Source organism: Legionella qingyii (genome assembly GCF_003184185.1).
In genome coordinates this window covers 1-13613 of the sequence record NZ_QHJG01000021.1, presented here as the reverse complement: position 1 = coordinate 13613, position 13613 = coordinate 1, and the positions used below count along the sequence as shown (strand labels likewise).

Below are 13613 nucleotides of genomic sequence, written 5' to 3'. Positions count from 1 at the left end.
TGACCATGAAAGGAACAGAGCAAACGAAAGTCGTATCTAGATTAGTCTTAAAGAAACAACCTGAGCCTCCATCTGAGATGGTCAACAATTCCCATCATGCAAAATATATCAAGGAGTTGGATGAATTTTTTTATTATCTCAATAAATGGTATCAGGCAAATCTTGGTAAGGTTACAATGGGAATGAGTCCTGCAGTAATAGGAACTTCTTATTGGGCCTGGCTTTTGCAATTAGCCCAATCACCAGGCCATCTATTGGCATTGGCTTGTTATCCAGGCATACACTTGGATGAGTTTCTTGCTCGTCTGCTATGTGAAAAACAACCAGGAGAAGGAAAGGACGTTCGTTTTCATAAAGAAAATTGGCAATTGATGCCCTGGCGTTTTTATGCTGAAACTTTTCTTCAGATTGAAGATTGGTGGCAATATGCCACACGAAAAGTTCCTGGTCTTTTCGGTCGAGCAGAGCGCACGGTTTCTTTTTTTATTCGCCAGTTACTCGACGCGTTATCACCCTCCAATTTTGTCATGACTAATCCTGATCTTTTTTATGAAACAATTCGCTCTGGTGGCGCCAATTTAATTCAAGGTACCGAACTTGCAATCGAGCATGCGCAGAGAAGATTAGCCGGTATGCCACCTCCAGGCGCAGGAAAGTTCAAACCAGGCAAGAATGTTGCAATTACTCCAGGGAGGATTGTATTTACTAATCATTTAATAGAATTAATTCAATATGAACCGCAAACTGAAACTGTTTTTAAAGAGCCCATTCTAATATTGCCTGCATGGATAATGAAATATTATATTCTGGATTTATCACCAGGAAATTCTCTAGTTAAGTGGCTTGTGGGACAAGGACATACGGTCTTTATTGTCTCATGGCGCAATCCAGACGAGAACGACCGTGATTTAGGCATGGATGATTATTATCGCCAAGGTGCAATGGCCGCAATTGATACGGTAAGTGATATTTTGCCTAAGACAAAAATTCATTTGATGGGATATTGCCTTGGGGGAACTTTAGCTATGATTACTGCTGCTGCAATGGCACGAGATAAAGATAGTCGTCTTAAAAGTCTTTCCCTTCTTGCGGCACAAGGAGATTTTACAAAAGCAGGCGAACTCATGCTCTTTATCAATGAAAGTGAAATAGCATTTCTCAAAAACATGATGTGGGAAAAGGGGTATCTTGATCCCAAACATATGGCCGGTTCTTTTCAAATGTTGCGTACTTATGATTTGATTTGGTCAAAGATGGTTGATGATTATATGACAGGTAAAAAACGCGGTATGATCGATTTACTGGCGTGGAATGCTGACGCGACACGTATGCCTTATAAAATGCATACGGAATACCTTGAGAAACTATTTCTAAAAAATGAATTCGCTGAAGGGCATTTTCGTGTAGAAGATGAAATAGTAGCTCCTAAAAATGTTCATGTGCCTATTTTTGCCGTGAGTCCCGAACATGATCATATTGCTCCTTGGGAATCTGTTTATAAAGTACATTTGATGATGCACTCGGATATTACCTTTGTATTAACAAATGGTGGCCACAACGCAGGAATTGTTAGTGAACCCAATCATCCAGGACGTTTTTATTATATCCGTGAAAGCAAGAAACACATGCCTTATCTGGGGCCGAAAAAATGGGTAAGTAAAGCAAAAAGGAAAGAGGGATCCTGGTGGCTTGCCTGGCACGAGTGGTTAGTCAACACTGGTTCGCAAAGACATGTTTCACCACCGCATCTTGATCCATCGCTACCCTCTGCGCCTGGAGCCTATGTGATGCAAAAATAAGGTAAACTCAAGGTATTAGTATTTTATGTATTGAATCTTGGTTGCTGTATTGATATGTGTTAAATTTAGCGCTTTCTATTTATTTTGGAGCGTTATGATGAATAAAATATCACTTATGGCCGTAGCTGGTTTTATTATTGCAGTTTCTGTAAATTCATTTGCGAATATACCTCAGTTTAAGGTGAACTTTAAGAAAATGTACTGTGGCAATGTAGAATATCTAGGGAATGATAAGACCAAACGACCTCATTTGCATTGCGGTGAAACGTTTATGTCTTATAAAAAAGCCAATGGCGATCATGCAAATATTACAGAATATGGAACTTGTGGTCGAACAGACGCGGTTTTTGATGATATTAAAGCGAATAGAAATGCATTTGCAGATTATCAAGGCATCTATACTGCACTTGTAGCATTCCATCAAGCAGGTTGTCCAAATCAATTAGTATCTGAATAGTAGTGACGCTTGAATTATAAGATTGTAGCCTGGGTTTCGCTGCGCTAAACCCAAGCTACAAAGAACAACAAATACTACTCAAATAGCGCCATCTAAATGAGTGAATTTAAAAGCTACTATTAAAATAAATGCCCGATTGCGTTACACTGTGTCCTCAATTTCTTCAGTAGGACTGTGGATTATGTTTCTAAAACGATTTCCTGAAAATCAACTTATAAAAAAAATTAAAATAAGTGGCCCATTTATTAGCGTTTATGTCCCTGAAGCTGGACTCCAAAAGTTTCTCGATAAATATAATAAGCTTTTAACACAATATAAAGTTTTGTCTATTGGCGAAGGACTAATGCATGATTTTGCTCATTATACTCATAATAAGCACCTATCGTTTCTTATAAAGGATAAAGCAAAGGAGAAACACGAGCATTTCCATTTCATTTTGCCTGAAACAGTTAATGAAGTTAATTTAGCTCTATTTTTAGATGCATTTGATGACCATGATTTAAGTCAAGAACAAAAAAAACAACTTGTAGAGGAATTTAAGGAGTATTCTCATTCAGTGACTTTAGAGACTTTATTAGAGCAAATCAAGTCTTATAACTATCTCATATTCGCATTGTTCTATCGGGACCATTACCTTTCAGATATGATGCCATTGTTCACTGGAATGCTTAATTCGCTCGAACCTTATATGAGTAAAGATCAAGATGAAAAATTAATTGATTCATCTTCAATATCTCCAGATGTCAGGATTAAGATAGGCGATGATGAGGTCTGTGCTCGAGATGCTGATAATAACCTGATTGCATTCGTTAGGCATATTGGAATTTTATCTTCTTTCGCAGAGATTATTAACAATTTGAACAAAAATAAAAATGCAGGGGATATCTCTGAGATTATAATTAAAGTAAATGAACTCTTTAAGTCCGTCTCTATGACTCCATTTCCTGATTTTTTAAGTTTATCCCCTCCACTTTTCAATGAATTGAAAACACATTTCCCTTTTATCGATCGGGATTTAAACAATTTATATACGATGCTGAAACAACAGTTGGCAATTTGTTTAAAAACAGAGGGACTCATCTTTAATCCAAAGATATTTTTTCATCCAATCGAGGATGTTTACTGTAATCAAGCAATACATTTTTTAAATAAACAGGGACTAGTTGGCCAAAAAATCATCGACACTATAATGTGCTTACAAGAAGGAAAAAACAGTTTGAATCCATATTGGATGAATAGTGGTACAAACCTTCAAGGTATTGTCGATGCTGTATTAAGCCTTAAGAAGAGTGGAGCTGACCTCAACGAAGCAGTTCAAAATCAGGACTCTGAACTGAATCAAGCACTCAATAAGCCCCGATTTCTACCTTTAACTACTTTAGGAAGTTTTGGTATTCATCAATCAAAATCAACGATGAAGGTTGACGAGGGCATTTCAAAGCCACTTAACTATCAATGAGCATAAGGATTATCACGCCCAGTTAAGCGATACGAAACACTTAACTGGGAGGGGAGTTTTCGTCATCTCGAGTGTAACGGTGTAACGAGGGACCTCCCGCAGGCTACAAGAAACAACTACTTAAATAACTCCAGAACATGCTCAGGTGGACGTCCTATGACTGCTTTATCTTTATAGGTGACTATTGGACGTTGCATTAATATGGGGTATTTAAGCATTGCTTGTAAAACTTGGACTTCATTGTCCAGGGATAATCCATGCTCTTTAAAAACAGGCTCCTCTGTACGAACGAAGTCCTTAAGCGCGAAATGTGCTCTTAAACTATTTATTTGTTCCAGATTAAGCGGGGTTTTAAGATATTCAACAATAACAGGTTCATAACCTTGGCAGTGAAGAAGTTCCAACGTTTTCCTTGATTTGGAGCATCTAGGATTATGATAAATTGTAATTTTTTGCATATTTTTTAAGTGTTGTTGCTGTTGATTTGAACTATAACATGTTCTTGGGGTTTTATCCTGTCCAATTAATTAAAGAGTTTACTTTAAGGAAAATTTGAAGTAATTGGCCATCTGTGGGTGCACTGGATAACGCGCAATGTTTAGACCTCCTGTATGGAAGGAGATCTAGCGATTAGGATTTGAAGACGAAATCAGCGACAGTATGCATTGTCTCATTATCAGGAACAACGGGGACAAAAAATGCCAATCTCTTAAAATGATTGGAATATTTATCACCTGTCGGTTTTAGATTATATCCAGCGCGGGACGAACTTTGATCGTTATTAATAGGATTAGGGCTATTCCAATTCGTAATTGCCTCAAGAACTCGCTCTAATAAGTTCTGTAAAGAAATTAACCATTGAGGCAAGTAGCGCGATTTTTGTGGCTCACTTTCATTTTCTTGGTTTGAAGCATGAGCGATTTGTTCTTTTTCATGATACTCATTTGAAACTATGCCCATTTCAGCTAAATTCTTTTTTAAAAGTCGTTCGGTATCAGCGGTAAAATCATCTATTGATACACTTTGTTGCGGTAATTCTTGTTCGAGTTGCATTTTAACATGATAAGCGCTTGGATTGCTCTGCATTAATTCTTCGATATAAGCATCAAGTTGTGCCGCTTTTTTGCGAAAGGCATCTATTTTAATATCATACTGTAGCAAAAGTTGTTCGTTTTTTTCAAGATAACCAATATGTTGTTTCAGCAAAGCGGTTTGGAGTAATAGTGCTTTTAGAAATGATACATAACCCTCATCATGTGGGTCTAATGATTGTAGCGATTCTTTTGATTCCTCAATACTTTTAAATAAGTCATCAATTAATCGTCTCGATTTATTCAATGGCTTTAAAGCTAGAGAAGCATTCGTTTGATAATTTTCAACGAAATGTTGCCAAAGCAAATTATCTTTCATAACAGAATCAATTAATTGATGTTCATATTTTTTCTCATCCTCTGGAGAACATTGTTGATTCGCATTTTGCCACCAGTAATTAATTGATACAGCGATTAACTCACAATCGGAGGTTTGAAAAATATTCATCATAGTTATTTTATTGGCTTCAATAATTTCCTTTAATGAATCTATAACATCTTCGTAATTTCTTTGCTTATCTTCAAACACTTCCGCGATTTTTTTATGAATATCCTCATTTAACAATTCAACAGCAATCATTTGGATGCTCACTAAATCAGCTTTGCATTCAAAATATGCATCTATTTTTGACGATAAATCATGTTGAGTGTCTTTCCCCGGTAATGTATGGTCTCCGTTTAAGAGATTTTGCATTTTTAAGGCTAACCGCTTTCTTTTTTCAGCCAGTACTCGAACCTCGGTGAAGTTTTGGGTGCTGGTATAACTTTCATAATAACGACAAAAATCTTTAAGTTCTAAATCAAAAGTACCTGCAACACGCTCTTCTTTAATCTCAATTTGATCAGGATTTTCCATATTAGGCAAATAAATCCTGCCTGTGAATCCCCACGGATTTCTAATGCGTATCATTTTAATCGGACGCATTACATCCTCATCTTTATTAACAGGACGTAGCGTTTCAAAAGCATCAACAATCGTATAAGCGTGCATCGCTCTTAGGCCGGGTACCTTTTCATCGTATCTATGGGGAGTTCCGGCTGTTAAGGATTCACCCTCAGCGAGTTTATTTGTAATGTCGTTAAAAACTTGGAGCTCTTCAGGTGAATAAATTCCGCTGAATAGTTCTTGATTATCTCTTCGTACATTTTGTTTTACATCTTTATGATAGTAATTAAATAATTTTTTTAAGATATCAACTGCTTGTTGATTTGTCTCATCCTGTGAAAAATGTTTTATGATTTCTTCAAGACGTTGTTGGCTATTACTATACTCATTGTATTTTTTTCCCCATACATCTCTATTTTTTATATAAAAATCAATTAATTGCAAACAGATTTTTTCCGCGTCCTCATCAAAAATTTCTTCAAAGACTCTTATTCTTGCTGAGAGCATTTCTGAAATAATTTTATCTATTCCAGATTGGTGTTCTCCTCCGAGTTCTTGCATGAGCTTTTTCTGTTGGGTTAATACCTCCAATTGTTCAAGCTCACTAGCAAAAAAGTTACCTATATCCCAAGCGAAAAACTTATCATTATTAATATATTTTTCTTTCGAATGGCAACCCGTTAATATTTTCAATGCATTAGATTCTGTGCCACCTTTCAGAGCGCCACTCATGGAAGGGTTCGTATTTCCAAAAAACTCGGGAACCGAGGCTGCTGCTTTTTCAAGTATATCGACCCATAGCGCAGTGTGGTTATTTAAACTACCTTTTTGATCTACGATGTAGGAGTTTTCTACTCGGACATAAACTGGTTCCAATGTTTTAGGGTTGAATAAACGAACGGTCGTTGTCCCATCATTATTTTGTCGCAACATACTACGAATGTAGCTGGCTCCGTCGGGTTGACTCAAAATAGCTGCTATGGACGCTAATAAAAAGCAATCGGGTACCCTGGCTTGTCTAACATCGTCTATAGATGGAGAGCCCTTACCAAATAAGGGGGCCTCGGTTTGTTGATATTGTTCGATATATTCTAAATACTGGGTAGGATCATCAAGTTCGACTTCACAGCTATTTTCCTCATCAATAGAAATATTTCTTTGATTTTCAGGCAAATCATCACGACTCGAACCTATGGGGACATAAGGAGTTAACCTAAATCGCTGTTTTTCTTCTGGCTTATCTAAATTCAGTGGCTGGATTATTGCCAAGCTATTCGCTTCTAATGATCGGTCCCCAGGTAATGGAATTGGTTTTTTTATTTTTCCTCTAACTCCAGGGAAGACCAAAGGCACTGAAATATTGGCTGGAACCACAAGACTTCCTTGAGTTATGAAATTCAGTGGTAGCATAATATCTCCAATAAAAACGATGTGGGACTTATGGTTAATTGTTTATTATACTTGATGAGCATTAAAAGATCATTAAGGGTTAATAATTTCCAATAAATCAAATTGCAATGAACACGAATCAATGAGATAGGGTTCAAGCGAGCAAAATGCAAACAGCACCTAATTTGTCAGTGAAAATGAGTAACAGCTTATTGACTCAAAGATAAATCTTCTTTTTACTATACATCGATGCCCACCTTAAGAGCCTCCTATGCAATTTACTATTATGCCGATTCAGGAAAAACACATTGAAGCGTTTTGGTCCGCTGTAGATAGTGTTGCTCGCGAACGTAAATTTTTAGCTTTTTTGGAAGGACCTCCTATCGAATTAACTAAGGCGTTTGTTTTAGGACATATCAAAGATAATTGGCCTCAAGTAGTCGCAATGTGTGATGGGAAATTAGTTGGATGGTGTGATATTAGTCCGCTTGATCGACCTGTTTTTGCTCATGTTGGTTCTTTAGGAATTGGTGTAATTGCACCGTACCGAGGGCAGGGAATTGGGGAAGAGTTATTAAGTACCGCATTGCATATGGCTAAGCAAAAGGGGTTAACCCGCATTGAGCTTACCGTGCGTGAACACAATCAGGCCGCAATTTCATTGTATGAAAAATATGGATTTGTAAAAGAAGGGGTGCATAAAAATGCGGTGCGAATCGATGGAACATATGAACATCATATTTTCATGGCTTTGCTTTTTGAATAACTCTAGGAAGTTGGTTCTAAGCCATTACAATTGCAAACCGCAGCTGTATTTTTTTATTCTATTGTTTTTTTAGCCCATCATTGAGTTTTTCTTTATTCAATGGAAGAGGAATTTTCTTTGTATAATGTTTATAAATATTCCATCTTTTTGCAGAAAATTCTTCCGGTGTGGTTTTTAATAAGAGGAACGCTAAAAAGTCAGCGCATACAGAGGGTGGAATCAAGGTTTTTTCTTGGTACGCTTCTTGAAATTCTCTAGCTAATGGGAATTGTTCAATAGGACATTCGCGCAAATTTTTTTGCATTTCAGTATCTACTTCCCCTGGGATAACATCAGTAGCTACGATCCCAGGAGGCAATTCAGTCTGCAAGACTTGCGTCCACATATTGAGCGCCGATTTGGTGATGCAGTAAGCACCTGCACCTGGGACGGCATGTTCTGAAGCTACGGAAGTAATGTTTAAAATTCGACCGCCTTTTTTGGAGAAGAAAGGCAGTGTCTTTTGAGTGAGCAGTATGGGTGCAATAAGATTTGTTGCAATTATTTTCTTTACATCAGAAGGCCTTGCTTCATGTAATAAACCAAGAGGAGAAATAATACCTGCACTATGGATCAAGTAATTGATTTTTAATCCATTAAGTTCTTCTTCAATTTTGTTTAAACCCTTATCCGTAGTAATATCCGCGGGTATTATTTTAATCTTATTCGGGTTTTTATCCTTTAGTTTAATTAATTCATCGTTATTTCTTGCAATAGCAATTACGGTGATGTCCTTAGATGCCAGCTCTAAAGCTAATGCTCGCCCGATACCACTGCTTGCTCCAGTAATAAGTGCAACGTGTGACATATTTGGTCTCCATTAATCTTTAAGAGTTAATCAAAGCGTGCAAAACATGAAAATAGAATATTTCTTTTTCTAGGAAAAGCAAATTATATTTCTTTTGGCGCCTGGTCCTTGCGAGCAAGCCGCAGGATAGAGTAAGGTAGAAAATTAGCAGCAGCTCTCTTTAATTTGAATGGAGTTGTTTTTTTATTATTCCTCGAATGCCAGGGAAAACTAAAATCTATAAGTTATAACAATCTCACTTAATAGGAGACGTGTCACCTCCCCAATTGCTTGTTCTACTTGAGGAGATAGTGTTTCATCCAGGGTAATTGCGTCAATTTCGATTCCATAAAATAAAAGATTGGCTGGTAATTCATTCAGGGCACCAGCTAATTGCAGGGCTTGGAGAATACTGATGCCATGAGTTGAGAATGTGGGCTCCGAATCAAGAAGTGCATCTTTGTGAAACCGATGAATAGTCCCAACTTCACTACCTGATTTGACTGCATCAATGATAAAGATCGTGTTGAAGCCTCTAATTAACTCTATCAGCCGAACACCCGGGCGATCATGGTGCTCAATAAGCACGTAAGGTGCCATAGGGGTTGGGATTGCAAGTTGTCGTCTTAACTCTGCGGCTACCTTCCAACCTGCTTGATCATCGCCAAAAGGGGAACCGATGCCTAATACTTTGATGAGGTTCATTCTCGATTCACTTTAATTGTTAAAAAATGAGTGGAGCATGAAATACATGGATCATAATTGCGAATAATCATTTCGCTATAGGCGCGTAATGACTCTTCGTCTTGATTAAGGCCATATTGCGCCAAAGAAATACGTAAATCTTGCTCAATACGCGCCTGATTCTGGCTGGTTGGCGGCACAATACGGGCAAGTTTAACTTGTCCTTGAGCATCTAATTGAATATGTTGCCACAGAGTCCCTCTGGGAGCTTCGGTACATCCAAATCCTGTTCCGGCACGTGGCTTAATCTCTGGATGTGCTTCTTTAGGAATTTCATACTGTTCCATAATGCGTATGGACTCCAAAACGCAAAAATAGATTTCAACCGCGCGGGCCATCATGCTGTGATACATATTATGAGAAGGAAAATTTATTTTTAAATCTTGAAGCAGAAGATGAATAGGTGTCGGAAGATGACCAAAACAATTATTGATGCGTGCAAGAGGCCCTACCAGATAAGGCTTATTCTGCAATAAACAATGCAAGGCAGTGGAATAGGGGACTTGGTGCTCTTTGAAATAAGCATCAAATTCCTCAATGTTGATATTTAATCCGTGATCAGAGACTAAACGTCCCTCATTGAATGGATATTCCGTGGGGTGATACAGCGAGACACAAGTAAAGTCATGAGAGTTATCCGGAAATGACAGTTTTGCAAGCCAGCGAATTAATGCGTCACAATCTTCGATGCGCGCTTTTGCGTTTTCTAAAAGTGTGTTGATTGCCATATGATTAGGCGCTTTATAAAATCCACCCAAGCAGGCACCAACCGGATGCACCGAACGGCCACCAAATAATTTGATTAAATCATTGCCAAATGCCTGCAAACGGATGCCGCGTCTTACTTCTTCGGGATAACGTTTCGCCATTTCAGGTGCTGATTTAAATCCTAAAAAATCAGGTAGTGCTAAAAAATGTATGTGCATGCTATGGCTTTCCAGCCATTCACCGCAGTAAAAGAGACGGCGCATTTCACGTACCCAAGGGGAGGGTTGTATCCCAAAACAATGCTCAATTGCCTGAGTCGCACTCATTTGGTAGGCAACCGGACATATTCCACAGATTCGCGCTACAAGATCCAACACCTCGGTGTAGCTTCTGCCTTCAAGAAACTTCTCAAACAATCTAGGGGGTTCATAAATTTTTAATTGCAATTTGGTGATTGCATTGTCTTGAATGTGCAGTTCTAGCGCTCCTTCACCTTCGACGCGCGCTAAAATGGGAACGTTGATAGATATAGTATTACTCATTGCTGATTTTAATTCCCTTGAAATAAGTACCTGCTTTATTAAACACTGGTGCTTGATTATTTATATGCAAAAATTTTTGTGCAATGGCTTCTCGAGTCAGGCCTAGCTGTTCAAACCATTTTCCCAAGGATTGAGGGTTGGAATTTTCTTTAGGACCATAACATGCATAACATCCTCGTCCTACTGTTGGACATAGGGAGCCACAGCCTAATTTGGTTACAGGGCCCATGCAAGGTTGTTTTTGGGTGACTAAAACACAAATATTGCCTTTCCGTTTACACTCCATACATTCAGAATCTTGTTTGATGCGTGGCGTTGCATTGGATAATAAAAAACGAATCGCTTCCAATACTTGATTGCTATTAACAGGGCAACCCCATAATTCCCAATCTACTTTAACATGCGACGCAATTGGAGTTGAGGTGCTTAAGCTATGGATGTATTCTGGAGAAGCATAAATACTGCTTACCCATTCTTTGGTATTGGCGAAATGGCGTAATGCTTGAACGCCACCTGCAGTAGCACAGGCGCCAATCGTAATAATGAATTTGCTGTTTTCGCGAATTTTTTTTATGCGCTGCTCTTCGTCTGGGGTAGAAATACTGCCTTCAACAAATGCGATATCCACTTGTGCATCCAACTCGACTGCCCCTGCCTCTGAAAAATGCACCATATCCACTAAGTCAGATAATGTGAGTAAGGCCTCTCCTGAATTTAAAAAGGCTAATTGACATCCATCGCATGACGTAAATTTATGTACCGCTACACGTGGCTTCATGGTTGTTAAAATCCTGGCTCATTAAATAATTCTTTGATTTTTGAATAGGTAAAAACAGGACCATCCTTACAAATAAAAACACCTCCATATTGGCAATGTCCGCATTGTCCTATACCACACTCCATATTTCGTTCCATGCTCAAATAAATATTATCTTCTGAAATTCCTCGTTGATGGAGTACCTTGACCGCAGTATTCATCATCATTTCCGGTCCACACATCATGACAACTGTATTTTCAGGATTTAGATTGAGTTTATCAATCATATCCGTAACATAACCAACAGCCCACGGCCATTTAGGCCCTGCTTGATCTGCGGCAACATGAATTACAGTATTGGGTGATTTTTGCCAAATTGCATATTGTTTTCTGAAAATAAAATCATCGCTGTGTTTTACGCCTTGCAGGATACTCAGATGACCATATTGTTCTCTACGCGCTAAAATATATTCGATAATCGAAACCGAAGGGGCACAACCCAGACCGCCTGTGAGTACTACAACATCTTTGCCTATTGTGTGTTCAAGCGGCCACCCGCGTCCATAAGGACCGCGTACTCCAATGCGGTCTCCAGGTTGGAGTTTTTGTAATGCTTTAGTTACTCGACCTATGGCACGGATAGTGTGGGTCAGAATATTTTTCTTTTCCGGGTCAGAAACAATGGAAATCGCAACTTCACCCACCCCATACAGATAAAGCATATTAAATTGCCCGGGGTAAAAGCGAAATTGTTGCTGATGTTCGGGATCAAGAAAACGTAAATGCAAGGTAAAAATGGTAGGGGATTCTTCGGTTTTCTCTACAATGATAGCCTCAAGTGGCAAATAAGGATCAATTTTTGGGTTAATCACTTTCTTTAATCCTCACGTTGGATTCACCAGAAACAGCGGCTAATTCTTCAGTCATATCAATACCCACAGGGCACCAGGTAACGCATCGTCCACAACCTACACAACCACTGGTGTCAAACTGATCAAACCAACTGCCTACCTTATGAGTCAACCATTGTCTATATCGTTTACGCGTATCCTCACGAAGTACTTTTCCACTCAAATAGCTGTGGCCTGCAGTAAAGCAAGAATCCCATTCGCGTTGATGCTCGCTACAAGTGCCATCCAGACTGGGTTTTTCTACTTCACTATGGCAAAAACATGTTGGACACACTGAGGTGCAGTTACCACAGGATAAACATCGTTCTGCCACTTCCTCCCATCTTGAGTGATTTAAGTTGGCAAATAACAAATCGCGTAAACCTTGTTTATTATCTAAAGGGATTCTTTTTGTTTGCATGGCTGCGGTATGTTCTATAATTTTACTTACTTTGGTGCATTGAATCGCTTTTGCTTCAGATAACTGTAAGCTATCAATAATCGCTTGTCCACGTTCACTGCCTGATTTGACTACAAATCCATCATCAATTTCAGTCATAAGCATATCAAACGAATTCTTGACTTCAGGACCGGTTCCTGCTGAAACACAAAAACAGTTGTTTGAGGAATAAGAGCAGTTGACTGCAACAATAAAGAACTGTTCACGCCGTTTTTTATAACGTGGATCGGGATGGGCGCCCTTAATAAATACTTTGTCTTGAATGGTCATTGCTGCTAAATCACAAGAGCGTGCACCAATCATCGCTATTGGTTGTTCCTCCGGTTGATGGGGTTGGAACGATAATTTTCCCTCAGTGTCCCGTTTTACTTTCCATACCGTTTCCTGAGGCTTAAATAAAAGAGGTTTGATTGCTTGTGGGCCATTGGCAAAGGCAAATGCCTTATGTTCCGGAGTTTTTTCTAATTGATAGCCTCCTGGAGTTTGCTGATCACGGATCCCCCAAGGTAATTGATCTACACTATTGAGCACATCATAAACGATGGCTCCATCGCGTACTTGAGGGCCAACGCAGGAATATCCTGCATCGTGCAAGGCATCCAATAGACTCTGCAATTTTAAATAAGGCATGAAATAGCTTATTTTTATAGACATAAAACTCCTTATAGCTCGAGCGCAGCGTGATGCTTCGAGGTTTTTCCAGACGTTGAGAATGGATTCCCGCCTGCGCGGGAATGACAATACTTATTGTAACTAAGCCTATGGATTCCCGCCTTCGCGGGAATGACAATACTTATTGTAACTAAGCCTATGGATTCTCGCCTTTGCGGGAATGACAA

12 protein-coding genes are annotated in these 13613 nt (G+C 38.8%); 4 read left to right on the top strand and 8 right to left on the bottom strand.

What is annotated here, in order from left to right; translation table 11 throughout:
• The first annotated feature begins 5 nt into the window (after nucleotides 1-5).
• The 3 genes from DGG96_RS12835 (at nucleotide 6) to DGG96_RS12825 (ending at nucleotide 3715) form a co-directional block, all read left to right on the top strand.
• Entirely contained in the window at nucleotides 6-1799 is a 1794-nt protein-coding gene (locus DGG96_RS12835; protein WP_110143060.1) for a PHA/PHB synthase family protein, read from the top strand.
• 94 nt (nucleotides 1800-1893) lie between these two features.
• A complete protein-coding gene (locus tag DGG96_RS12830) occupies nucleotides 1894-2256 on the top strand; it encodes a hypothetical protein (RefSeq protein WP_233590479.1) in 363 nt (120 codons plus the stop codon).
• A 181-nt stretch (nucleotides 2257-2437) separates the two neighbouring features.
• On the top strand, nucleotides 2438-3715 hold the full coding sequence (locus DGG96_RS12825; protein ID WP_110143058.1) for a hypothetical protein: 1278 nt from the start codon (nucleotides 2438-2440) through the stop codon (nucleotides 3713-3715).
• Nucleotides 3716-3831: 116 nt separating this feature from the next.
• Here DGG96_RS12825 and arsC read toward each other — a convergent pair whose 3' ends face one another.
• The gene (gene arsC, locus DGG96_RS12820) at nucleotides 3832-4173 is read right to left on the bottom strand and encodes an arsenate reductase (glutaredoxin) (protein WP_110143057.1); all 342 of its coding nucleotides are present in this window, start codon (nucleotides 4171-4173) and stop codon (nucleotides 3832-3834) included.
• Nucleotides 4174-4345: 172 nt separating this feature from the next.
• Nucleotides 4346-7102, bottom strand: coding sequence for a C2 family cysteine protease (locus tag DGG96_RS12815; protein ID WP_110143056.1), 2757 nt, complete (start codon nucleotides 7100-7102; stop codon nucleotides 4346-4348).
• 250 nt (nucleotides 7103-7352) lie between these two features.
• On the opposite strand from DGG96_RS12815, the gene DGG96_RS12810 reads away from it, so the two are divergent.
• On the top strand, nucleotides 7353-7847 hold the full coding sequence (locus DGG96_RS12810; protein WP_110143055.1) for a GNAT family N-acetyltransferase: 495 nt from the start codon (nucleotides 7353-7355) through the stop codon (nucleotides 7845-7847).
• A gap of 58 nt (nucleotides 7848-7905) precedes the next feature.
• On the opposite strand, the gene DGG96_RS12805 is transcribed toward DGG96_RS12810, so the two are convergent.
• The 6 genes from DGG96_RS12805 to DGG96_RS12780 all read right to left on the bottom strand — a co-directional run bounded on the left by DGG96_RS12805 (nucleotide 7906) and on the right by DGG96_RS12780 (nucleotide 13404).
• Nucleotides 7906-8694, bottom strand: a complete 789-nt coding sequence (locus DGG96_RS12805; RefSeq protein WP_110143054.1) for an SDR family NAD(P)-dependent oxidoreductase — start codon at nucleotides 8692-8694, stop codon at nucleotides 7906-7908.
• A 210-nt stretch (nucleotides 8695-8904) separates the two neighbouring features.
• Nucleotides 8905-9378 (bottom strand): hydrogenase maturation protease, encoded by a 474-nt coding sequence (locus tag DGG96_RS12800; RefSeq protein WP_110143053.1) that lies wholly within the window; start codon nucleotides 9376-9378, stop codon nucleotides 8905-8907.
• Nucleotides 9375-10667, bottom strand: coding sequence for a Ni/Fe hydrogenase subunit alpha (locus DGG96_RS12795; RefSeq protein WP_110143052.1), 1293 nt, complete (start codon nucleotides 10665-10667; stop codon nucleotides 9375-9377). Before DGG96_RS12795 ends, DGG96_RS12800 begins: the two co-directional genes overlap by 4 nt.
• Nucleotides 10660-11445 (bottom strand): NADH-quinone oxidoreductase subunit B family protein, encoded by a 786-nt coding sequence (locus tag DGG96_RS12790; protein ID WP_110143051.1) that lies wholly within the window; start codon nucleotides 11443-11445, stop codon nucleotides 10660-10662. Before DGG96_RS12790 ends, DGG96_RS12795 begins: the two co-directional genes overlap by 8 nt.
• A gap of 5 nt (nucleotides 11446-11450) precedes the next feature.
• The gene (locus tag DGG96_RS12785; RefSeq protein WP_110143050.1) at nucleotides 11451-12296 is read right to left on the bottom strand and encodes an FAD/NAD(P)-binding protein; all 846 of its coding nucleotides are present in this window, start codon (nucleotides 12294-12296) and stop codon (nucleotides 11451-11453) included.
• Nucleotides 12289-13404, bottom strand: a complete 1116-nt coding sequence (locus DGG96_RS12780) for a 4Fe-4S dicluster domain-containing protein (RefSeq protein ID WP_407656308.1) — start codon at nucleotides 13402-13404, stop codon at nucleotides 12289-12291. Before DGG96_RS12780 ends, DGG96_RS12785 begins: the two co-directional genes overlap by 8 nt.
• Between the last annotated feature and the right edge of the window lie 209 nt (nucleotides 13405-13613).

Bases quoted from the DNA above. Each gene is read 5' to 3' on its own strand.
- DGG96_RS12835 (WP_110143060.1), top strand. From the start codon at position 6: ATGAAAGGAACAGAGCAAACGAAAGTCGTATCTAGATTAGTCTTAAAG.
- DGG96_RS12830 (WP_233590479.1), top strand. From the start codon at position 1,894: ATGATGAATAAAATATCACTTATGGCCGTAGCTGGTTTTATTATTGCA.
- DGG96_RS12825 (WP_110143058.1), top strand. From the start codon at position 2,438: ATGTTTCTAAAACGATTTCCTGAAAATCAACTTATAAAAAAAATTAAA.
- arsC (WP_110143057.1), bottom strand. From the start codon at position 4,173: ATGCAAAAAATTACAATTTATCATAATCCTAGATGCTCCAAATCAAGG.
- DGG96_RS12815 (WP_110143056.1), bottom strand. From the start codon at position 7,102: ATGCTACCACTGAATTTCATAACTCAAGGAAGTCTTGTGGTTCCAGCC.
- DGG96_RS12810 (WP_110143055.1), top strand. From the start codon at position 7,353: ATGCAATTTACTATTATGCCGATTCAGGAAAAACACATTGAAGCGTTT.
- DGG96_RS12805 (WP_110143054.1), bottom strand. From the start codon at position 8,694: ATGTCACACGTTGCACTTATTACTGGAGCAAGCAGTGGTATCGGGCGA.
- DGG96_RS12800 (WP_110143053.1), bottom strand. From the start codon at position 9,378: ATGAACCTCATCAAAGTATTAGGCATCGGTTCCCCTTTTGGCGATGAT.
- DGG96_RS12795 (WP_110143052.1), bottom strand. From the start codon at position 10,667: ATGAGTAATACTATATCTATCAACGTTCCCATTTTAGCGCGCGTCGAA.
- DGG96_RS12790 (WP_110143051.1), bottom strand. From the start codon at position 11,445: ATGAAGCCACGTGTAGCGGTACATAAATTTACGTCATGCGATGGATGT.
- DGG96_RS12780 (WP_407656308.1), bottom strand. From the start codon at position 13,404: ATGCCTTATTTAAAATTGCAGAGTCTATTGGATGCCTTGCACGATGCA.